General features: G+C 69.7%; 19 protein-coding genes. 15 read left to right on the top strand and 4 right to left on the bottom strand.

Going from position 1 to position 21405, the window contains the following annotated elements; translation table 11 throughout:
- The first annotated feature begins 89 nt into the window (after positions 1 to 89).
- Positions 90 to 875 carry a sulfite exporter TauE/SafE family protein gene (locus tag H149_RS0115720; RefSeq protein ID WP_026353226.1) on the top strand — a complete coding sequence of 262 codons (786 nt, stop codon included), beginning with the start codon at positions 90 to 92 and terminating at the stop codon, positions 873 to 875.
- A 200-nt stretch (positions 876 to 1075) separates the two neighbouring features.
- The gene (locus H149_RS0115715; protein WP_020650725.1) at positions 1076 to 2023 is read left to right on the top strand and encodes a 5'-nucleotidase; all 948 of its coding nucleotides are present in this window, start codon (positions 1076 to 1078) and stop codon (positions 2021 to 2023) included.
- 30 nt (positions 2024 to 2053) lie between these two features.
- Here H149_RS0115715 and H149_RS24250 read toward each other — a convergent pair whose 3' ends face one another.
- On the bottom strand, positions 2054 to 2182 hold the full coding sequence (locus H149_RS24250; protein ID WP_281167595.1) for a hypothetical protein: 129 nt from the start codon (positions 2180 to 2182) through the stop codon (positions 2054 to 2056).
- Between the two features lie 159 nt (positions 2183 to 2341).
- Between H149_RS24250 and H149_RS0115705 the strand changes: the two genes are divergently transcribed.
- Genes H149_RS0115705 through H149_RS0115695 form a run of 3 tightly spaced genes read left to right on the top strand, consistent with a single transcriptional unit; the run spans position 2342 to position 4776 of the window.
- Complete coding sequence (locus H149_RS0115705) at positions 2342 to 3379, top strand: M14 family zinc carboxypeptidase (RefSeq protein ID WP_020650723.1); 1038 nt, start codon at positions 2342 to 2344, stop codon at positions 3377 to 3379.
- Complete coding sequence (locus tag H149_RS0115700) at positions 3376 to 4134, top strand: alpha/beta fold hydrolase (protein WP_026353225.1); 759 nt, start codon at positions 3376 to 3378, stop codon at positions 4132 to 4134. The genes H149_RS0115705 and H149_RS0115700 overlap by 4 nt, the downstream gene beginning before the upstream one ends.
- Positions 4135 to 4173: 39 nt before the next feature.
- Positions 4174 to 4776 carry a DUF938 domain-containing protein gene (locus H149_RS0115695; protein WP_020650721.1) on the top strand — a complete coding sequence of 201 codons (603 nt, stop codon included), beginning with the start codon at positions 4174 to 4176 and terminating at the stop codon, positions 4774 to 4776.
- Positions 4777 to 4813: 37 nt separating this feature from the next.
- Here the strand turns inward: H149_RS0115695 and H149_RS0115690 are convergent, their stop codons facing one another.
- Positions 4814 to 7540, bottom strand: coding sequence for a tetratricopeptide repeat protein (locus tag H149_RS0115690; RefSeq protein ID WP_026353224.1), 2727 nt, complete (start codon positions 7538 to 7540; stop codon positions 4814 to 4816).
- Positions 7537 to 10290: a protein kinase domain-containing protein gene (locus H149_RS22335; protein ID WP_020650720.1), complete on the bottom strand. Its 2754-nt coding sequence runs from the start codon at positions 10288 to 10290 to the stop codon at positions 7537 to 7539. Before H149_RS22335 ends, H149_RS0115690 begins: the two co-directional genes overlap by 4 nt.
- Before the next feature lie 180 nt (positions 10291 to 10470).
- Between H149_RS22335 and H149_RS21300 the strand changes: the two genes are divergently transcribed.
- The 4 genes from H149_RS21300 to H149_RS0115665 all read left to right on the top strand — a co-directional run bounded on the left by H149_RS21300 (position 10471) and on the right by H149_RS0115665 (position 15262).
- Positions 10471 to 10761 (top strand): transposase, encoded by a 291-nt coding sequence (locus tag H149_RS21300; RefSeq protein ID WP_020650719.1) that lies wholly within the window; start codon positions 10471 to 10473, stop codon positions 10759 to 10761.
- Positions 10762 to 10874: 113 nt separating this feature from the next.
- On the top strand, positions 10875 to 13724 hold the full coding sequence (locus tag H149_RS0115675) for a TonB-dependent receptor (protein ID WP_154654854.1): 2850 nt from the start codon (positions 10875 to 10877) through the stop codon (positions 13722 to 13724).
- Between the two features lie 105 nt (positions 13725 to 13829).
- Positions 13830 to 14594: a class I SAM-dependent methyltransferase gene (locus H149_RS21295; protein ID WP_020650717.1), complete on the top strand. Its 765-nt coding sequence runs from the start codon at positions 13830 to 13832 to the stop codon at positions 14592 to 14594.
- A gap of 260 nt (positions 14595 to 14854) precedes the next feature.
- Positions 14855 to 15262, top strand: coding sequence for a YchJ family protein (locus H149_RS0115665; RefSeq protein ID WP_039749193.1), 408 nt, complete (start codon positions 14855 to 14857; stop codon positions 15260 to 15262).
- 83 nt (positions 15263 to 15345) lie between these two features.
- Here the strand turns inward: H149_RS0115665 and H149_RS0115660 are convergent, their stop codons facing one another.
- Positions 15346 to 16443, bottom strand: coding sequence for a CE1 family esterase (locus tag H149_RS0115660; RefSeq protein WP_154654853.1), 1098 nt, complete (start codon positions 16441 to 16443; stop codon positions 15346 to 15348).
- A gap of 186 nt (positions 16444 to 16629) precedes the next feature.
- On the opposite strand from H149_RS0115660, the gene H149_RS0115655 reads away from it, so the two are divergent.
- The 6 genes from H149_RS0115655 (at position 16630) to H149_RS22330 (ending at position 21379) form a co-directional block, all read left to right on the top strand.
- Positions 16630 to 17739, top strand: a complete 1110-nt coding sequence (locus tag H149_RS0115655; protein WP_020650714.1) for a mechanosensitive ion channel family protein — start codon at positions 16630 to 16632, stop codon at positions 17737 to 17739.
- Positions 17736 to 18386: an MBL fold metallo-hydrolase gene (locus H149_RS0115650; protein ID WP_020650713.1), complete on the top strand. Its 651-nt coding sequence runs from the start codon at positions 17736 to 17738 to the stop codon at positions 18384 to 18386. The genes H149_RS0115655 and H149_RS0115650 overlap by 4 nt, the downstream gene beginning before the upstream one ends.
- A gap of 144 nt (positions 18387 to 18530) precedes the next feature.
- Positions 18531 to 19418, top strand: coding sequence for an RNA polymerase sigma factor SigJ (gene sigJ / locus H149_RS0115645; RefSeq protein WP_020650712.1), 888 nt, complete (start codon positions 18531 to 18533; stop codon positions 19416 to 19418).
- Between the two features lie 95 nt (positions 19419 to 19513).
- Positions 19514 to 20095, top strand: coding sequence for a ferritin-like domain-containing protein (locus tag H149_RS0115640; protein WP_020650711.1), 582 nt, complete (start codon positions 19514 to 19516; stop codon positions 20093 to 20095).
- A 178-nt stretch (positions 20096 to 20273) separates the two neighbouring features.
- On the top strand, positions 20274 to 20705 hold the full coding sequence (locus H149_RS0115635; protein ID WP_020650710.1) for a DUF3429 domain-containing protein: 432 nt from the start codon (positions 20274 to 20276) through the stop codon (positions 20703 to 20705).
- A 98-nt stretch (positions 20706 to 20803) separates the two neighbouring features.
- On the top strand, positions 20804 to 21379 hold the full coding sequence (locus H149_RS22330) for a hypothetical protein (protein WP_083931037.1): 576 nt from the start codon (positions 20804 to 20806) through the stop codon (positions 21377 to 21379).
- Positions 21380 to 21405: the final 26 nt, after the last annotated feature.

Below are 21405 nucleotides of genomic sequence, written 5' to 3'. Positions count from 1 at the left end.
GCTCGACGTTTCCCATAGAATGAAGCGCTTGCGCAGTTATTCCTCCTTCTCGATCCGCCGTGCAGTGGCGCGGCGATAGTGAGCTTGCGGTGCTCGACTGGATTAACGTACTGGCCGGATTCGGCGTCGGGGTGCTGGTCGGACTGACCGGCGTCGGCGGCGGCGCGCTGATGACGCCGATCATGGTGCTGCTGTTCGGCGTCGCGCCGCATACGGCGGTCGGCACCGATCTGTGGTTCGCCGCGATCACCAAGATCGTCGGCGGCTGGGTGCACGGCAAGCGCGGCTCGGTCGACTGGCAGGTCCTGCGCCGCATGTTCTACGGCAGCATTCCGGCCGCGCTGCTGACCCTGCTGTGGCTGCATCAGAGCGGCAGCGCCCCGTCGCACAACGGCCTGATGCTGAAGACGCTCGGCTTCGTGCTGGTGCTGACCTCGATCGCCGCGGTGTTCCGCCAGTCGGTGCACCGCATCGGCGAGCGGATGCGCGCCGAGCGCGCCGCCGCGTTCAAGGCGATGCAGCCGGGCGCGACCGTGGCCGCCGGCGCGGTCCTGGGTTTTCTCGTCACCTTCACCTCGATCGGCGCCGGCGCGCTCGGCGCCGTGCTGCTGCTGTACCTGTACCCACGGCGGATGAAGCCGAGCACGCTGGTCGGCACCGATATCGTGCATGCGATCCCGCTGACGCTACTGGCCGGGTCCGGGCATCTGCTGCTCGGCAACGTCAACTTCGCGCTGCTCGGCACCCTGCTGGTCGGCTCGGTGCCCGGCATTGCGCTCGGCTCGCTGGCCGCGGCGCGCGCGCCCGAGCGCCTGATCCGCGGCCTGATTTCGCTGCTGCTGACGGTGGTCGGTCTCAAGATGCTGCTGGCCTGAAGCTGCCGGCCGGCGGCGCTGGCCGTAGCGGCGGACCATCACCGCGGCGCAGCGGCCGCCGACGGGCGTTCTGGCGATGCGGGTCGGCTGGGGCATGGCACTCTCGGGATCGGGTTCGTCGCTATCTAACGCGGTGCGGGGCTCAGAAACTGAGCCCGGTTCGTCGCACAATGCGCGCATCGAAAAATCCGGAGCCGCCGATGGGCGTCACCCTCGACAACAAGCTGGTCGTCGCCTTGTCCTCGCGCGCACTGTTCGATTTCGAGGCCGAGAACCGCGTCTTCGACGAGCAGGGCGACGGCGCCTACGAGCGCCTGCAGCTGGAGCGCATCGACCAGCCGGCGAGGCCCGGCGTCGCGTTTCCGCTGGTCAAGAAGCTGCTCGCGTTCAACGAGGACGGCGAGCACCGCGTCGAGGTCGTGATCCTGTCGCGCAACGATCCGGTCTCCGGCCTGCGCGTGTTCAACTCGGCGAAGGCGGAAGGGCTCAACCTGCAGCGCGGCGTCTTCACCAAGGGCGAGGCGCCGTATCGCTATCTGAAGCCGCTCGGCGCGCATCTGTTCCTGTCGGCCAATCCCGACGACGTGCACGGCGCGCTCGATTCGAAGTTCCCGGCCGCGCGCGTGTTCTCGACCTCGCTGGTCGACGCCGCGCGCCATCCGCAGGAATTGCGGATCGCCTTCGACGGCGACGCGGTGCTGTTCTCCGACGAGGCCGAACAGGTCTATCAGTCGGCCGGCCTCGATGCTTTCCAGGCGCACGAAACGGCGCATGTGGCGCGGCCGCTGCCGCCGGGTCCGTTCAAGCCGCTGCTCGAAGCGCTGCACCGGCTGCAGCGCGCGGCCGGAGAGAAGGTCTCGATCCGGCTGCGCACCGCGCTCGTCACCGCGCGCAGCGCGCCGGCGCACGAGCGTGCGATCCGCACGCTGATGGACTGGGGCATCGAGGTCGACGAGGCGATGTTCCTCGGCGGACTGCAGAAAGGGCCGTTCCTGCGCGAGTTCGAGCCGGATTTCTTTTTCGACGATCAGGTTTCGCACTGCGAATCCGCCGTCGTCGCCGGGCCGACGGGGCATGTGTCGGCCGGCGTCGTCAACCGCCGCGCGATCGTCGACGTGGCCGAGGCGGTGCCGGCGGCGCGCGCCTAGGCGCGGTCGCCGGTCGCGGCGACCGGCCTACTAGCGCAGCTGCAGCTTGGCCAGCGCGCGCGAGCGCTGCAGGGCGACGAATTCGAGCGCGCCGAGCACGGCGGCGCCGCCGAGGGTGACGGGCGTCGAGGTCATCATTCTGCGGACGAGACGGGCCATGGCGGGCTCCTGCCGGCGCGGATCGGGCCGGGATCGGGATATCTGGCGGCGACCGTATCAAGGCCGTGTGACGGGACGATGGCGTACCCGTGACAGCGGCGCCCGTGACCGCCGCGTGTCAAAGGGATGACATATCGGCGCGCCAAGATCCGTCGGCCGATGCCGCCCCTCCTCACGTCCGCCCTTCCCGCCGAGCTGGCCGAACTGCAGCGCCTGATCGACGCGGCGCCGCCGACGCTGCAGGCGCGCGTGCTCTGCGAGATCGAGGTCCGCGAGCGCCGCCTGCCGGTGCACGCGCTGACGCTCGGCAATCCCGACCCGGCCTTGCCGGCAGTCGGCTTCTTCGGTGGCGTGCATGGTCTCGAACGCATCGGCGCCGAGGTCGTCATCGCCTATCTGCGCAGTCTCGTTTCGCGCCTGGCCTGGGACGCTGCGCTGCATCAGCAGCTCGAACACGTGCGCCTGGTCTTCATGCCGCTCGTCAATCCGGGCGGGCTGTGGCTGGGCACGCGCGCCAATCCGCGTGGCGTTGACCTGATGCGCAACGCGCCGGTCGATGCGGCTGAGGCAGTGCCGTTCATGGTCGGCGGACAGCGCCTCAGTGCCGGCCTGCCGTGGTATCGCGGCGCGAGCGGCGCGGCGATGGAAGCCGAAAGCGCGGCGCTGTGCGCGCTGGTCGAGCAGGAGCTGCTCGGTCGGCCGTTCGCGATCGCCATCGACTGCCATTCCGGCTTCGGCGTCGACGATCGCCTCTGGTTTCCGTATGCGCACACCCGTCAGCCGATTCCGCATCTGGCCGAGATGCACGCGCTGAACGCGATCTTCGCGAGCAGCCACGCCCACCATCGCTACGTGTTCGAGCCGCAGAGCCTGCAGTACCTGACGCACGGCGATCTGTGGGATCACCTCTATCTGCGCGCGCTGCGCGAGCCGGCGCAGACCTTCCTGCCGCTGACGCTGGAAATGGGCTCGTGGCTGTGGGTCAAGAAGAACCCGCGCCAGCTGTTCACGCGCTACGGCATCTTCAATCCGCTGATCGCGCATCGCCAGCAGCGGGTGATGCGCCGCCACATCGCGCTGCTCGATTTCTTCATGCGCGCGGCGATCGGCTACCGGCGCTGGCTGCCGCGCGACGGCGAGCGCGCTGCGCATCAGGCGCAGGCCCTGGCGCGCTGGTATGCGAAGCTGCGCGCATGAACGACACCCCCTGGATATTGCTGCGCGGCCTGATTCGCGACAGCCGGCACTGGGGCGATTTCCCGCGGACGCTGGCGGCCCGCCTCGGTCACCCGCCGGTCGTCGCGCTCGATCTGCCGGGCAACGGCGTGCTGCACGCGCAGGCCAGCCCGGACCGCGTCGAGGGCATGGTCGCCTACTGCCGGGACGAGTTGCGCCGCCGCGGCCTGCGGCCGCCGTATCGCGTGCTGGCGATGTCGCTCGGCGCGATGGTAGCCGCCGCGTGGGCGCAGGCGCATCCGCAGGAGCTCGATGCCGCGGTGCTCGTCAATACCAGCCTGCGGCCGTTCAGTCCGTTCTGGCAGCGCCTGCGGCCGCCGGCCTATCCGCGCATTCTCGGCATGCTGCTGCGCGCGGACCCCCGTCGCGGCGAGGAGACCGTGCTGCGGCTGACGACGACGCGCAGCGCCGAGCATCGCGGCGTACTCGACGACTGGGTCGCCTGGCGTCTCGCCTGCCCGGTCACGCGCGCCAACGCGCTGCGCCAGCTGCATGCCGCGATCCGCTTTCGCGCGCCGCGTCGCGCCCCGGCGACGCGGCTGTTCGTGCTCGTCGGCCTCGGCGACCGGCTCGTCGATCCGCGCTGTTCGCAGCGACTCGCACAAGCCTGGAACAGCCCGATCGCCGCACACCCGAGTGCCGGTCACGACCTGCCGCTCGACGACGCCGACTGGGTCGCCGAGCGCATTGCCGCCTGGCTGCCGCACGCGGCGTAAAGGCTTGCCAGGCGCGCCCGCTCCGGCAAAGCTCGGCGCATGAACGACAAACCCCATGCGCCGTCGTGCGAGCGCAACCGCGACCCGATCCTCGCGGTGCTGCGTGAATACTTCGCCGATCGCCGTCGCGTGCTCGAGATCGGCAGCGGCACCGGGCAGCACGCCGTCCACTTCGGCGCCGCCTTGCCGCAGCTGCAATGGCAGACGTCCGAGCGCGCCGAGGCGCACGCGGGCATTCGTGCCTGGCTCGACGAAGCCGCCTTGCCGAACGTGCTGGCGCCGATCGCGCTGCAGATCGGGCGCGACCCGTGGCCGGCGCAGGCGTACGACGCGGTGTTCACCGCCAATACGCTACACATCATGGCCTGGCCCGAAGTCGAGCAGCTGTTCGCCGGTCTCGGCGCCGGCGTGCTCGCCCCGGGCGGTCGTCTGGTCGTCTACGGCCCGTTCAACGAGGGCGGGCGCTACACCAGCGACAGCAATGCCGCGTTCGACGAATGGCTCAGGGCCCGCGGCGCGCAGATGGGCCTTCGCGACCTCGAGGCGGTCGACGCGCTGGCGCGCGGCATCGGCTGCGAACGACTCGCCGACCTGGCGATGCCGGCCAACAATCGCAGCCTCGTCTGGCAGCGTCGCGCGTAGCGGCGCTTCGCGGCCGCGCCCCGCCGGCCGGCCGTGCTCATTGCGGCGCCGTGCGGCTTTGCAACCGCTCGCGCAGCTCCTTCTGGTAGCTGTAGCCGCGCTGCGTGAGGCGGTGCTCGCGGCCCAGCAGTTTTTCGAGATTCTGCGTCGCACGGTCCATCAGGGCCTGCGCCTCGGCGTACTGGCCGAGCGCGCCGAGCGTGCGCGCCAGCGAGATGTCGATGGTCCAGGTCACGTAGTGCGCATCGGTCAGCGCGCGGTGCGCGAGTGCCGAGGTCTTGCGCTGCAAGGCCAGCGCTTCCTGCCAGCGTCCGAGATCCTGCAGGCTGCGGGCGATGTTGTGCGCGGTCATCAGCGTTTCACGGCGGTCCTCGCCCAGGGCCTGCACCTGTCCCGCGTAGACCTTGCCGTAGAGATCCAGGGCCTTCTGATGCTCGCCCTTTTGGGCGTAGAGCGTCGCCAGATTGGCGCGGACCTGCAGGCCGCTGGCGTCGAGCTCGCCGAAACGGGCGACGATCTCGCGCGACGCGAACTCCTGCAGCGCGATCGCCCGGTCGACCTGGCCCAGATGCTGAAGGGCGAGCGAGAGCTGATTGGCCGTGACCAGGGTCTGCGGATGCGTCGGACCATAGATGCGCTGCATGTCGGCATACAGAGGATCGAGGATCGCTAGGGCCTCCTGGTCGCGGCCCTGCCCGGCCAGTCGACCACCGACCGAAACGCGCAGCGTCAGCGTTGCCGGGGCGTCGGCGCCCAGCACACTCACGTAACGCTGCAGCGCCGTCTGATAAGCCTCGTCGGCTTCCGGACGGCCGAGTTCCTCGAGGAGGTTGGCGCGGATCCGCGCGTAGTGGACGCCGAGTTCGGACTTCTGATCCAGCCGAGCCACCTGCGGGCGCAGTGCCTCGATCTGGCGCAGGCCGAGCTCGGCTTGGCCGAGGCCGCGCTGCAGCTCGGCGACGAAGATCTGCGTTTCGAGCGCGCGTTCTTTCTGGCCGTGGCGATCGGCCAGGCGCCGCGCCGCCTCGTACTCGGCAATGCTCTCCTCGTAACGATCGAGATTGGCGTATACGTCGGCGAGCAGCAGCCGGGCGTCGATCAGCGTTTCAGGGTAACGGTCCTCGGGCTGCAGCAGGGCGATCGCCGCCTGCAGCTGCTCGATCGCGGCCTCGTCCTGCGCCAGGCCCGAGAACACCGAGCCGAGCGTGCTGCGCAAGCGCGCCTGCAGTTGCGGGCGGTCGGCAAAACGTTCGCCGATGCGCCGCGCCGCCGTTTCGACGACTTCGCGCACGGTCATGTCGCTGCGCCCGGTAGCGCGCGGGTCCGCCGAGTCGAGCAGATCGTGCTGCAGGAAATCGTTGATCGCCGCGGTCTCCGCCTGGGCGTCGCGCGCCGCGTCACGAGCCTTGCGCGCCAGGTAGTAGAGCGTGCTGCTCGCCGTCAGGCCGACGACCAGCAGGGCGTAGGCGGCGATCATCCAGCCGCGCCGCGCGCGCCAGCGTTCCATCTGCCGCCGCGTCGCCTCGGCGCGCTCGGCGGATTCGCGTTCGAGCGTACGCCGCTGCCGGCGCTGCTCGAGCGAGCGCAGACGCCGTTCCAGCTCGGAGGCGTCGGCGAGGCGGCGCGCCGGATCGAGATCGGCGGCGGCGGCGATGTCCTCGCGCAGCAGCTCGTCGCTGACGTCGCGTTCCCAGCCCGGCGCCAGCGGGCGGCGCAGATCGCCGACGACCAGCTGGTACAGCAGGACGCCGAGCGCGTAGATGTCGGACTTCAGCGTCGCCGGCTGGCCGGCGAGCAGCTCGGGCGCGATGTAAAGCAGCGAGCCGGACGAATCGTCCTCGGAGATGTCGCGCGTCAGGCCGAGGCGCGTGATCGACAGCGCTTCGAGGCGCGTGTCGTCGATCAGGCGTCCGCTGCCGAAGTCGGCGAGCAGGATGCGCAGGCCCTCGTGATCGTCCGCGACCAGCAGGTTCGCCGGCTTGACGTCCTTGTGCAGGATGCCGACGCGATGCGCGGCGGCGAGCGCGGCCGCGGCCTGCGCGACGAATTCGATGCGCTGCGCGAGCGGCGTCTGCGGATGCTGGCCGAGCCAGGATTCCAGGCTGCCGTTCGGATACCACGCGGTCTCGATGAAGTACGGCGCCTGCTGCAGGTTCCAGTCGAGGACCGCCGCCAGCGCGGCCTGTTCGCCGAGACTTTCGGAGAGCAGGCGCTGCAGGGTGATTTCGCGCTTGAGCGTGGACAGGGCGCTGCCGTCGCCGGCGAACTTGAAGATCCGCCGTTCGCGCGTCTTCTCGTGCTCGACCAGCCAGGTTTCGTTGCGGCCCTGGCCCAGGCGTTCCAGCAAGCGCCAGTTCGGGCGCAGCGGCGGATGTTCGCCGGCCTGCAGGTGCAGGGCCGCCGGCGACTGGGTCTGCACCGGGGTCAGGCGCTCGACCGAGGCGTCGAAGCGGTAGCCGTAGCCATGCACGGTGCGGATCAGGTTCTGCCCGGCATCGCCGATCGCGCGCCGCAGCAGCGACACCGCCCGCGACAGCACCGATTCGCTGAGCACGCGGCCGGGCCAGACCGCTTCCATCAGCTCGTCCTTGGTGAGGACTTCGCCGGGATGGCGAACGAACAGACGCAGCAGTTCCAGCGACTTCGACTCGATGTTGATCGGCTCGCCACGATGCAGGATTTCGAGGCGGAACTCGTCGAGTTCGGTGTCGCCGAAGCGCCAGCGCGCGGGACGCAAATGCGGTTCGGGGCTCGGTGTGCTCATGCCCGTGCGGTCATTTTTGGAGAGGGCGAAGGAAGGGATCGGCCGGCATGCCATTCGGCCTGCAGCTGCAGCGCACGCTGCAGATAGCGGGGGTCGACGTCCGGCAGGCGCCGCAGGCGCGCGATCGCGGTCGCGAACAGGCGCTCCGCTTCGTCGTGCTGGCCGAGCTTGCCGAGCGTGCGCGCGAGCGAGTATTCGGCGACGGCGTTCAGCCAGTGGTCCGGCGGCAGCGCGCCGTGGGCGTCCGCATACAATCTGCGCTGCACCGCCAGGGCGTCGTCCCAGCGGTTCAGATCCTGCAGCATGCGGCCATAGTTCTGCGCCGCGATCATCGAATAGCTGTCGCCGGCGCCGAACTTGGCGATCTGCACGTCGTAGACGTCGCGATACAGGGCGGCAGCGGCCTCGACGCGGCCCAGATCGCTGTACAGGCTCGCCAGCGCATTGCGCGTGCTCTGCACGTCCGTGTGCCGCGGGCCGAGCACGCGGATCTGTTCGGCGAGGGTCTGCTCGATCAGCGCCAGCGCCGCGCCATCGTCGTTCTGGTAGTCCATGACGATGCCGAGCGCCTGTGCGACCAGCAGACTGATCTGGTGCTGCGGCCCGAGCGCCAGGCGCGCGTCCGTTCGCAGGGATTCGAGCTTGACGCGCGCTTCGGCGTAGCGCCCGGAAAGGAGCAGGGCGGAGCCGGCGACATAGCGCGAGATGAGGGCTTCGGGATGCGTCGCGGGATAGAAGCGCAGGCTGAGCTCGAGCGCCTCCGCGCTGCTGCGTTCGCAATCCTCGATGCGCCCGAGGTCGCAGAGCGTGGTGGCCCGCGAACGCAGGATCTTGAGCTGCAGCGGGTGATCGGCGGCGAGCCGGGAGCGGGCTTCGTCGCGCAGCGCCTCGAGTTCGCTCAGGGCGGTTTCGAGCGTCGAGGCCGGCGGGCCGAACTTGGCCAGCTCCAGGCGGGCCTCGAGTTCGAGCTCGGGCGAACGACTGGAGCGCGCCAGTGCCAGCGCCTCGTGCAGCGCGGCCTGCGCCGGCGCCAGCTGCTCGTCGGCGCGCAGCCGGCTGGCGAGGCCGAGATAGATCTGCGCGGCCAGGCGCGGCTGCTCGGCGGCGTGGGCTTCGACCAGGGCCTGGGCCGCCTGAAATTGCTCGCCGGCGGCGACCGGCTCGCCGAGGCCGTCCAGCGCGCTGCCGAGGGCGCGCCGCACGCGCGCCTCGGCGAGCGGCTGCGCGGCGAAACGCGCGCCGACGCGTTCGGCGGCGACCGACAGAAGCTCCCGGACCGTGATGTCGGGCCGGCCCGACAGCTGCGGATCGGTGGCGGCGAGCAGGTCGTCGAGCAGGAACTGGTTGACGGCGGACGCGGACGCCTCGGCCTGACGGGCCTGATCGCGGGCCTGGCGCGCGGCGACATAGAGGCCGGTGCTCAGCGCCATGCCGAGCGCCAGCGCGCCGCAGGCGGCGAACACCCAGCCGCGCCGGGCGCGCCAGCGCTCGATCTGCCGGCGCGTGCGCGCGGCGCGCTGCGCCTCGGCGTGGTCGCGTTCGCGCTGCAGGCGGCGGCCGTCGATCGCGCGCAGGCGCTCGGCGAGCTGGCTGGCGTCGGCGAGGCGGCGGGCCGGGTCGAGCTCGGCGGCGGCGGCGATATCCTCGCGCAGCAGCGGATCGGCGATGTCGCGCTCCCAGCCGGGCGCCAGCGGGCGGCGCAGGTCGCCGACGATCAGCTGGTAGAGCAGCACGCCGAGCGCGTAGACGTCGCTGCGCAGCGTCGCCGGCTGGCCGGCGATGATCTCGGGCGCCAGGTACATCAGCGAGCCGGAGGGATCGCCGCCGCGAAGGTCGCGGGTCAGGCCGAGGCGGGTGATCGCCAGCGCCTGCAGGCGGGTGTCGTCGATGAGCGCGCCCGAGCCGAAGTCGGCGAGCCGGATCGCCGGCCGGCCAGCGGTCTCGACGATCAGCAGGTTGGCGGGCTTGACGTCCTTGTGCAGCACGCCGACGGCGTGCGCGGCGGCCAGCGCCTCGGCGGCCTGGGCGACGAGTTCGAGGCGGATCTCCAGGCCGATGCCGGGGTGCGCGCCGAGCCAGGCTTCGAGGCTGCCGGCCGGACACCATTCGGTTTCGATGAAGTAGGGCGCCTGCTGCAGGTTCCAGTCGAGCAGCGGCACGAGCGCGGCGCGCGCGCCGAGGCTCTCGGTCAGCAGGCGCTGCAGGGTGATCTCGCGCTTGAGCGTCGACAGGCCGGCGCCGTCGCCGGCGAACTTGATGACGCGGCGCTCATGAGTCTTGTCGTGCTCGACCAGCCAGGTTTCGTTGCGGCCCTCGCCGAGGCGTTCGACGAGCTTCCAGTTCGGGCGCAGCGGCGGTTGCCCGCCCGGCTGCAGGGCCAGCACGGCGGGCGACTGGGTCCGGACCGGCGTCAGGCGCTCGACGGCGACATCGAAGCGGTAGCCGTAGCCGTGCACCGTGCGAATGACGCTCTGGCCGCCGTCGCCGATCGCGCGCCGCAGCAGCGAGATCGCGCGGGCGAGCACCGATTCGCTGAGCACGCGGCCCGGCCAGACGGCCTCCATCAGTTCGTCCTTGGTCAGGACTTCGCCGGGATGGCGGACGAACAGGCGCAGCAGCTCCAGCGACTTCGGCTCGACGGCGACGATGTTGCCGCCGCGGACGACCTCGAGCCGGAACTCGTCCAGCTCGGCGTCGCCGAAACGCCAGCGCGCCGGCTGCAGATTCGCCTCAGGAACCGCTGCGTTCATTCGCTCCTCCGCTGCGCACGATCGCCACGAGCCGCCCCACCGTTCTCACAGATTCTTGATATGACGGGAGATTTTCCGCCTCAAGAAAACCTCAAAAAAGCCTCAGGCACGCCTAAGGACGCTGGCGGGCGGGCGCCGTAGCGTGCCGCTCACACCTTTCTTCCCGACCAGGAATTGCCCATGAAATGTCGATATTCGAAGGCGGAAATCCTCGCCATCCTGCGCGAGTATGACAGCGGCGAATCGCCGTCGGTCGTGAGCCTCTGCGCAAAACACCGCATCTCCCGGCAGGCCTATTACTACTGGCGCGCCAAGTACGGCAGCGAGTCGGCCGGCGAGCAGCGTCTGGCCGCGCTCGAGCAGGAAGTGCGCGCCCTGCGGGCGCTGATCGATGCGCGCCTTTACGGCAATCCGGATATGCGGCTGCCGGCCTATCGCGCGGCGGCGTATCCCGTCCGCGCCGTCGCCTGAGCGCAGCGGAGCACAAAGAACGGGCCGGTGGGGGGCACCGGCCCGGGATACCGCTCGTGTTGGAAGCCGTCCGGCTCCTGCACTCAATCATGCAGTTCATTTGGGAGACATCAATGACGGATTCTTTACACGCAGTGCGTGCCGTGCGTCGCTCGGCGCTGGCGTGGCGGCTGGCCCTCGGCAGCCTCGTCGGCACCGGCCTCAGCGCCGTCGCGTTCGCGGCCGCCGCGCAGGGCACTGGGAGCGACGCCCCGGCTGCGGCGCCTGCCGACGAGATCGAGACGATCGTCGTCACCGGCTCGAACATCCGCCGCACCGACAAGGAAACCGCCTCGCCGGTGCAGATTCTGTCGCGCGAGGACATCGAGCGCACCGGCAAGCAGAACATCGCCGAAATCCTGCGCAGCGTGTCCGCCGACAACCAGGGCTCGCTGCCGACGTCTTTCTCGAACGGCTTCGCCTCCGGTTCGGCCGGCGTGTCGCTGCGCGGTCTCGGTCTGAGCTCGACGCTGGTCCTGGTCAACGGCCGGCGCATGGCGCCATACGGCCTCGCCGACGACGGTCAGCGCAGCTTCGTCGATCTCAACTCGATCCCGCTCGAAGCGGTCGAGCGGGTGGAGGTCCTCAAGGACGGCGCCTCGGCGATTTACGGCTCTGACGCCGTCGGCGGCGTGGTCAACATCATCCTGCGCCGCAACTATCAGGGCGCCAGCTTCGGCGCCAACTTCGGCACGTCGTACATGGACGATGGCGACATCAAGCGCCTCAACGCCAGCTACGGCATCGGCGATATCGCCGCCGACGGCTACAACGTCTTCGTGACGGCGGAAGGCTCGACGCAGCAGGCCATCAAGCAGAACACGCGGCCGGGCTATCTCGGCACCAACGATCTGACCTCGTACGGCTGGTACGACAACCGGGTCGGCGCGGCGGCGGCGGGCTCCGGCATGTTCTACGACGAAGAGACGGGGGATGTAACCGGCCCGGCGTTCAATGCGCAGACGCCCTGGGGCTCGATCCGCCCGATCGGCGATCCCAATCAGAGTCATCGCATCAACCTGACCGACTGCCCCGAGATTTCGGGCGTCACCGGCATGTGCGTGTTCGATCCGATCGACTACTACGAGATCCAGCCGCAGCAGGATCGTTTCAACCTCTATACGCGTGGGGCCTTCCGTATCGCCGAGATGCTGCAGGCCTATGCGGAGGCCGGCTATTTCTACTCGAAGACGGAGGCGCGCGGCACGCCGAGCGGCGTGCGCGACAGCGGCGTGTTCGATCCGAGCAACCCCGGCACGCCGGTGCGGCATCGGATCGTCCTGCCGGCGGGGCATCCGGACAATCCGGAGGAAGGCGATCGCCAGCTGTACTACATGACGCGGGAGCTCGGCGGACGTGACGGTACGTCCGAAAGCGACGTGATCCGCGTGCTGGCGGGGCTCAGCGGCGACGTCGGCATGTGGAACTGGGATTCCGGCCTCGGCTACATCGAGAACAAGCTGACGACCGAGGCGACGGGATATGTCCGCTTCTCGAAGCTGCAGGAGGCGCTGAACAACGGCACGTACCGGATCAATAACCCCGCCGCCGTGCCGCAGTCGCTGCGCGACGAAATCTCGCCGAAGCTCGTTCGCGACGCCAAGACCTCGATTACGTTCGCCGATGCGAAGATCTCGGGCAGCCTGTTCGATCTGCCGGGCGGTCCCTTCGGCGTGGCCTTCGGTGCCGAGTGGCGCAAGGAAAAGACCGATACGCCGCCGAGTCCCTACACGGACATCGCCGACGTGATCGGCCTCGGCTACTCGGCGTTCAAGGCCGACCGCGACGTCTACGCCGGCTACGCCGAGATCAACGCGCCGGTGCTGAAGGTGCTCGAGCTGAACGCCGCCGTGCGTTACGACCACTACAGCGATGTCGGCAGCTCGACGACGCCGAAGTTCGGCGTGAAGTTCAAGCCCATCGACCAGCTGGCCCTGCGCGGCTCCTATGCCGAGGCGTTCCGCGCCCCCGGTCCGGCCGAGAGCGGCGACAGCGCGACGTTCGGATACACGGGCATCGGCATCCTCACGATCGGCAATCCGGACATCAAGCCGGAGAAGGCCAAGAGCTATACCCTGGGCCTGGTGGTCGAGCCGCTCTCGGGTCTGAGCGCCTCGCTCGATTACTACAAGATCAAGCGGCGCGACGAGATCATCGCGGCCGATCAGGCGCTGGTGCTCGACGGGATCGATCCGAACGGCGAGCCGGACAGCGCCATCCCCGGCGCCTTGCCGAACTCGATGGTCTACTACAACGAGCTGGGCCGCATCGGCTCGATCTCGGCGCCCTACGTCAACGCCAACTCGACCACGACCGACGGTCTCGACCTCGACCTGCGGCACCGCATGAAGCTGGACGGCATCGGCACGATCACGGCTTCGCTGACCTGGACGCACGTCCTCAACTTCGAGCGCAAGGTCGGCGATGAGACGCGCGAGTATGCCGGCACGCACGGGCCGTACGTGCTCAGTGCCGCCGCCGGCACGCCGCAGGACCGCGCCACGTTCGAGCTCGGTCTCGACCGCAGCTGGTGGTCGACCTCGCTGCTGGTCAGCTACGTCGGCGCGATGGACATGATCGACCACAAGGGCGAGGAGCTGTACGACATCGGCGACGGCACGGTGACGACGTCCACCGGCGAGGGCGCTTACGTCGCCGATCCGAACGGTCCGGTGTGCGGCGTCTACAACCCGGACGGCACGCCGCGCTCGGGGTGCTCGCTGTCGTCGTTCACGACGGTGGACTGGTTCGCCAAGGTCGAGGTCGGCAGCAACTGGATCCTGAGCGGCTCGGTCCAGAACCTGTTCAACCGCATGGCGCCGTTCGATCCGTACACCTACGGTGGCCTCAACTACAACCCGGCGTTCCACCAGTCGGGTGCGGTCGGTCGTTTCTTCACGTTCGGCGTGAAGTACAACTTCTGAGGCAGCGCGGCAGGAAGGCAAGATCCCGGCTGGATGTCAGCCGGGATTTTTTTTGCCTGCCGGTTTGCCCGTATGCTGGGCCGATTGCAGCGGGCCGGGACAGAAGTGAGCGAACGAAAATCGCAGGAGCGGGGCGAGCGCCCCGATTACGGCGTCGATGCGCCCGACGTGGTGCGGCGCTTTCTCACGGTCGGCTCGGTCGCCATCGTGCTGCAGTTCGCCGCGCCTTCACTGCTGGCGATGGTGCCGGTGTCGTACGCGCAGATCCTGCAGGGAACCGCTCGGTCGCTCGGCTGGATGGGCTATGGCTTCGTCGCGACCGCCTGTCTGATGCTGTGGGGCAGCCGCGTCGGCAAGCTGCGCTTGCGCGACCGGGTGCTCGATGCGCTGCCCTGGCGCGGCGACGAGCGCGTGCTCGATGTCGGCTGCGGACGTGGCTTGATGACGGCCGGCGTGGCGCAACGCGTGCCGAACGGACAGGTCATCGGCGTCGACGTCTGGCGCAGCCAGGATCAGGTGCGCAACGGCCCGGACGCGGCGCGCCGCAATCTGCGCATCGAAGGCGTCGCGGCGCGCGCCGAGGTGCGCACCGCCGACATGCGCCGGCTGCCGTTCGACGCCGCCGGCTTCGACGCCGTCGTGTCGAGCTGGGCACTGCACCATCTCGCCGGCGCCGACGAACGCGTGCAGGCACTGCGCGAGATCGACCGCGTGCTCAAGCCCGGCGGTCGCGTCGCGCTGATCGACATCCGCCACGGCCACGCGTATGCCGCCTGGCTGCGCGAGCGCGGCTATGCACAGGTGCGCGTCAGCGGCCCGAACTTCCTCTTTCTGGTGCCGACGCTGACGGTGACGGCGCAGAAGGGCTGAGCGCGTCTCGGCGGTTTTCGTCGCGCTTGCGGTCGGGCAGGCCGGCTTCGCGCGGTTGTCCTTGACGGTGCGGCCGTTGCACTGTGTCCGGAACGGCGGGCGGCTGCGGGCGGGCCTGCAGCGGCGCGACGCACGGTGCTATCGGGCGGGAACGTTGCTTGTCCGGTGCGCGGGGCTGCCCTAGGCTGGCGCGCCCGGCGGCACATGCCGGTGGTCTTCTGGCATGACGGGCGCCAGCGACGGTGCAGCGCGAGAACACGATGACGAAATCCAGCCGATCCCTTGCGGACGAAGCCTGCCCTTGCGGCTCCGGACTGCCGTACGCGCGCTGCTGCGCGCCGCTGCATGCCGGTGTGCCGGCCGCGCATGCCGAGGCGCTGATGCGCTCGCGCTACAGCGCGTATGTGCTCGGACGTGTCGACTACCTGCTGGCCAGCTGGGATGCGGCGACGCGGCCGTCGGCTGCCGAGCTGACTCTTGATCCGGCGACCCGCTGGCTCGGGCTGAAGATCGTGCGCCACGAGGCTGACGGCGACGAAGCGCTCGTCGAATTCGTCGCGCGCAGCCGCAGCGGCGGCGCCAGCGCGCAGCGCCTGCACGAGATCAGCCGCTTCGTGCGGCGCGAAGGTCGCTGGTTCTATGTCGACGGCACGTTCCCGCAGGCCTGAGCCCGGGCGTCCAACGCGCGGGCTCCGCAACGCAAAAGGCCGCGGCAATGCCGCGGCCTTTGCTCCATTCGGGGTCGGCGCGATCAGTCGCCGAGATAGCGCACCAGGTCGTAGCCCTGCAGCGTGGTGTCGAAGCCGCTGGCCTTGGCGCCGAACAGGCTGATCGGCAGCTGGTCGAGCGGTCCCTGATAGCCCGGCCAGTTGTGGCCGCCGCCGTCGACGGTCAGCAGCGCGCTGCCCTTGCCGGTGCTGCAGGCGGTGACCCATTGCAGCTCGTAGCCGGTCGGCAGCTCGCCGTCGACGGTCGGCAGCGACGCGGTCTTGATCGCGGTGCTGTCGCAGCCGTTCTGCGTCTGCAGCGCCGCGAAGGTGTCCGGCACCGAGGCGTACAGCAGGTTGCCGTCGTAAGGACCGATCAGATCGGACGTGCCGTGCACCTGGACGGTGGCGACGCCGCGGGCCATCGCGCAGTTGCTCAGATCGTCCGGCGGAATCTCGCCGGCGACGACGATCGCGCCGGAGATGTTCTCGGCGCGATCGCAGGCGTACTCGAAGCTCAGTACCGCGCCGCCGGAGACGCCGGCGATCAGCACCGGCGTCGAGCCCGACACCAGCGGCTTGGTCTGCGCGATCAGCGCGTCGATCAGGGCGACGCGATCGGCGCGGTTGGCCGCCGGCGGGATGCCGGCCGAGCGGCCCCAGGTACGATTCAGCAACGAGCCCGGCGCCGTCGGCAGCACCACGGTGACGTTGCGGCTCTTGGCGAGCTCGGCCATGCGCATGCGGTTGGCCATGGTGTCGCCGTTGGCGAGCGCCCAGTGCAGGCCGATGTAAAGCGCCTTGTCGCCGCTGCCGTTGGCGGGCTTGAGCACGACGTAATCAGAGGCAAGACCGTTGGCCTCGACCGTGCCGCTGCTGACCGTCACGCCGTCGCAGGCAGTGACTTCGCTGTCGTTGAAGATCGGCGAACCGGAGCCCGTATCCGGGCAAAAGGCGCCGTAGGTCGGCTTGCAGTCTTCGCCGGCAGCGGCCTTGTCGGGGTTGAACTGCTCGGTGCAGGCGAGCTTGGTATCGACGACGCTGCCGCCGCCCGATCCGCCGCCACCGCCGCCGCAGGCCGAGGCCCCGAGCACCACCAGGAGCGCAGCACCGAGCGCGCGCAGCAATTTCGCAGAAGACATCCAACTCCCCTTAAGCAGCACCAACCACCCATCCGTCCCGCATACCGGCGGCCGGTCGTATTTCTTAAAGCTTTGCGGAGAAGCGTAACGGCTTCGCGGTCGGAGGCGCTGTCGGAAAATGTCGACACACGCGCCGATATCATTACTATTGGACGTCCCGTTGCCATCGACAGGACGACGCCCGCGATGCTCCAGCACATGATTTTCGGCAATCCGCTCGCCAGCTGGCTGTTCGCGTCGGCTGCCGCGGTTCTGACCGTCTTCGTCGTCTGGGCGCTGCGCCAGTTCATCGTGCGGCGCCTGTCGCGCTACGCGGCGCTGACCTCGACCCGCGTCGACGACTCGCTGATCGCGGTCACACGGCGCACCCGGCTGTGGCTGGTCTGGCTGCCGGCGCTCTGGGTCGCCGCGCAATCGCTGACCTTGCCCGAGCGCATCGACGCGCTGCTGCGCGGGGCCGCGATCCTGGCAATGATCTGGCAGTTCGGCCTCTGGCTGGCGGCGGGGATCGATTTCTGGGTCGAGCGTTCGCGGGCGCGCGCCGCGCAAGAGGGCTCCGGCGCGGCGACCAGCCTCGCGGCGCTGACCTTCGTCGCCAAGACGGCGCTGTGGGCGATCCTGCTGCTGGTCGCGCTCGACAATCTCGGCATCGACGTCACGGCGATGATCGCTGGCCTGGGCGTCGGCGGCGTCGCCGTCGCGCTCGCCGTGCAGAACATTCTCGGCGACCTGTTCGCGTCGCTGTCGATCGTGATCGACAAGCCGTTCGTGATCGGCGACTTCATCATCGTCGACGAGTACATGGGCACGGTCGAGCACGTCGGCCTGAAGACCACGCGTATCCGCAGTCTCGGTGGGGAGCAGTTGGTGTTCTCGAACAGCGATCTGCTGAAGGCGCGCCTGCGCAACTACAAGCGCATGCGCGAACGCCGCGTCGTCTTCCAGTTCGGTCTGCTGTTCGAAACCCCGGCGGACAAGCTGGAGCGGGTCGCCGCGCTGTTGCGCGAGATCGTCAGCGCGCAGCCGCAGGTGCGTTTCGACCGCGCCCACTTCGCCAGCATCGGCGAGTGGTCGTACAACTTCGAAGTCGTCTACTGGATGCTGGACCCGGACTACAACCAATATATGGATACGCAGCAAAGCATCAATCTGGCGATCGTGCGTCGCCTCGATCAGGAAGGCATCGGCCTCGCTTATCCGGCGCGCAAGCTGCACATGGCCGCGCCGCTGCAGGTCCGCGGCCCAGCCGACCGCGGTCCGGGCAGCGACGCGTGGCCCGAGGCGCGGCGCGCATGAGCCTGCGCTGCGAAATCATTCCGGTCACGCCGTTCCAGCAGAACTGCTCGCTGGTCTGGGACGAGGCGACGATGCGCGGCGCCTTCATCGACGCCGGCGGCGAGATCGAGCGCCTGCTCGAACGCGCGCGCCATCACGGCGTGACGATCGACAAGCTGCTCGTCACGCATGGCCATCTCGATCACGCCAGCGGCGTCGCCGATCTCGCCGAACGTCTTGGCGTACCGATCGAAGGACCGCACCCCGACGATCAGTTCTGGATCGACGCGCTGCCGGATGCGGCGGCGCGCTACGGCTTTCCGCCGGCGCGCCCGTTCACGCCGGACCGCTGGCTGGCGCAGGGCGACACCGTCGAACTCGGCAGTCTGCGCCTCGACGTGCTGCATTGTCCCGGCCATACGCCGGGTCACGTCGTCTTTCACCACGCGCCGTCGCAGCTCGCCTTCGTCGGCGACGTGCTGTTCGCCGGCAGCATCGGCCGCAGCGACTTTCCGCGCGGCAACCACGAGGATCTGGTGCGCTCGATTCGCGAGCGCCTGTTTCCGCTCGGCGACGAGATCCGCTTCGTGCCGGGGCACGGTCCGCTGTCGAGCTTCGGCGAAGAGCGCCGCAACAATCCGTTCGTCGCCGACCGTCGCTTCGGCTGAAGCGCGCCGCGGCATGTCACAGCGCGGCGGCCTGCCTCGTCTTCAGGCGGGACGAATGCCGGAAGCGGCGATGCAGTCAGCGCAGAGGGTGATCGCGGCAATGAAGGCGGCCGGCGCGCCGGCGCTGGCGGCGGAACGGCCGGCATGAGCGCCGCGGCTGCGTTCGAAGCGCAGCGGTCGTTCCTGCGCGGGCTGGCCTATCGCATGCTCGGATCGCAGGCCGAGGCCGACGATGTCGTCCAGGACGCCTGGCTGCGCTGGCAGGCGGCGGACGCGGCGGCCGTGCAGGCGCCGCGGGCCTTTCTGGCGCGCACCGTGACGCGCCTGTGCCTCGATCAGCTGAAGTCGGCGCGGGTCCGGCGCGAGCAGTACTTCGGACCCTGGCTGCCGGAACCGGTGACCGACGACGAGGCCTGGCGGGTGCCCGGCCCGGAAGCGGCGAGCGAGCTGGCCAGCGATCTGTCGTACGCGTTCCTGCTCGCGCTCGAAAGACTGTCGCCGCTCGAACGTGCCGCCTTCCTGCTGCACGACGTCTTCGAGGTGGACTTCGCCGAAGTGGCCACGACCCTGCAGCGCAGTCCGGCGGCCTGCCGCCAGCTCGCGTCGCGGGCGCGCGACAATCTGCGCGGGGCGCGTCCGCGCTATGCCGCGACGCCGGCGCAGGGCGAGCGCCTGGCGCTGGCCTTCCTCGCCGCGAGCCGCGACGGCGATCTCGACCAGCTCAAGGCCCTGCTCGCCGAGGACGCGCAGCTGATCTCCGACGGCGGCCGGCGCGTGGCCGCGATCGGCATTCCGATCGACGGTCGCGAGCGCATCGCGCGCGTCTTCGCCGGCATGCTGCGCAAGCATCCGCTGCCCGCCGATACGCGCGTCGAAGCCTTGCGGATCAACGGCCTGCCCGGATTGCTGCTGCGCACCGCCGACGGCACGCCGATCCAGACCATGGCGATCGAGCTCGATGCGGCGCTGCGCATTTGCGGCATCTACGTGATCCACAACCCCGACAAGCTGCGCCGTTTCGCCACGCCCTGAGCGGACTGCGCGGTCAGGCGCGATTCAGCGCCGCGCGGCAAGGTGGACCGGAGCGGCGGATCGCCCGCACCGACCACTGCCGAAGGAGTCCAGCCATGGCAGCCAAACCGTTCCTGACCGATATCGAGACGATCCGGCGCCGGGCGCGCGAGCATCTGCGGCGCGGCGCGGTGACCGAGGGCTACGGCGCCGACCGCGATGCGGTCATCGCGCTGCTCAACGCAGCGCTGGCCACGGAAATCGTCTGCACGCTGCGCTATCGCGACCACCATCACGCTGCCTCGGGCATCCATGCCAAGAGCGTCGCCGCCGAATTCCTCGAACACGCCGAGGAGGAGCAGCAGCACGCCGACCAGCTCGCCGAGCGCATCACGCAACTCGGCGGCAGGCCGAATCTCTCGCCGGACGGCCTGCTCGGCCGCAGCCACTCCGAGTACGTGGAAGGCGAGGACATCGTGCAGATGCTCGAGGAGGATCTGGTTGCCGAGCGCATCGCGATCGACAGCTATCGCGAGATCGTCCAGTACCTCGGCGATCGCGATCCGACGACGCGGCGCCTGATGGAGGCGATCCTCGCCAAGGAGGAAGAGCATGCGGAGGATCTGAGCACGCTGCTCGGCGAGCTCGGGCGCCAGGGCGAGCCGGCGGCCGAACCGCCGCGCCGCGCCGCCCGCTAGCGGGCGGCGATGACGATCCGGCGCGCCGTTCGCGGCCGGCGGCCGGCCGATGCGAGCGGCGGCAGCGTGCTCTCGGGGCGGCCGCGCCGTCCCGTCGGTGCCGGCCTGCGTCGGGCGCCCTTTTGATCGGCACGCGGCCGCGCTAGGCTGCCGCAGGATTTCGGCCCGGTGCCCCGCGATGAATCTGCCACGCCTGTTGTTCGCCCTCGGCTACGCGGGCCTTCTGCCGTTCGTCGCCGGTCCATTGTGGTTGAGCGTGGCGCCGCAGACGGCGCCGGACTGGCTCGATCGCGCGTGGCTGCTGTACGCGGCGATGATCGCGGCCTTCATGGCCGGCAGCTTCTGGGGTCTGGCGCTGGTCGTCGCCGAGAACCCGGCCGGCCTGTTCGGCATGGTGTTGTCGGCGGGCCTGATGCTGCTGGCCTGGGGCGCGTCGCTGCTGCCGTTCCGCGAGGCGCTGCCGGCGCTCGCCGGCGTCTTTGTGCTGCTGGGGCTCGCCGAACTGTGGCGCGAGCGCGAGCTCGATCCGATGAGCAGCTATTTTCGTCTGCGCATCGTCCTGACGCTGGGCGTACTGGTCTGCATCGCCTGGCGTTTCGTTCTGGGCTGAGCGTCACGCTGGCGCGTGCGCCGGCGTCGCCCGCCCGCCGCGCGCGCTGCTATCGTCGCCGGGCGCTCGGGGGCGCGCATCCACGACAGGGAGATTCCATGAAACATCATCATTTCGCGGCACTGGCAGGGGTGCTGGCGCTTGCCGCCGCGACGCCGGCCCGGGCGCAGCAGGCGCCGGCGTACTATCCGGTCCACTTCGGCTTCGCCGTCCAGGGCGCCGTCGAATTCGGTGGCGACGAGGTCGCGCGCATCTACTTCGACGACAACAGCGAGCAGAGCGTCGATGCCGGCGAGGGCCTCAGCGCGGCGCTCGGCTTCTATGTGCGGCCGGCGCCACAATGGTCGGCGCGCGCCACGGTCGGCTACAAGTACGTCACGACCAAGGCTTCGAACGCCGACATCTATCTGTCGCGCGTGCCGATCGAGCTGATCGGCAGCTACCACTTCGATAACGGCGTGCGGCTCGGTGCCGGCGGCGTCTGGCACACGGCCATCAAGTTCCACGGCGATCACATCGCGCCCGACGTCGATTTCGACGATGCCTACGGCTATACGCTCGAAGTCGGCTGGCGCTGGATCGTCGCCAGCTACACCGGCATGGACTACAAAGACGAGTTCGGCGATTCCTACAAGGCCGACAGCTACGGCATACGCGTGATCGGCGAGTTCTGAAGGACGGCGCCAACGAAAAAGGGCCG

It is taken from the genome of Solimonas variicoloris DSM 15731 (assembly GCF_000382285.1).
GTDB lineage: Bacteria > Pseudomonadota > Gammaproteobacteria > Nevskiales > Nevskiaceae > Solimonas > Solimonas variicoloris.
The sequence above is the reverse complement of the archived record's forward strand: the minus strand, read 5'-3'. Positions and strand labels throughout refer to the sequence as shown.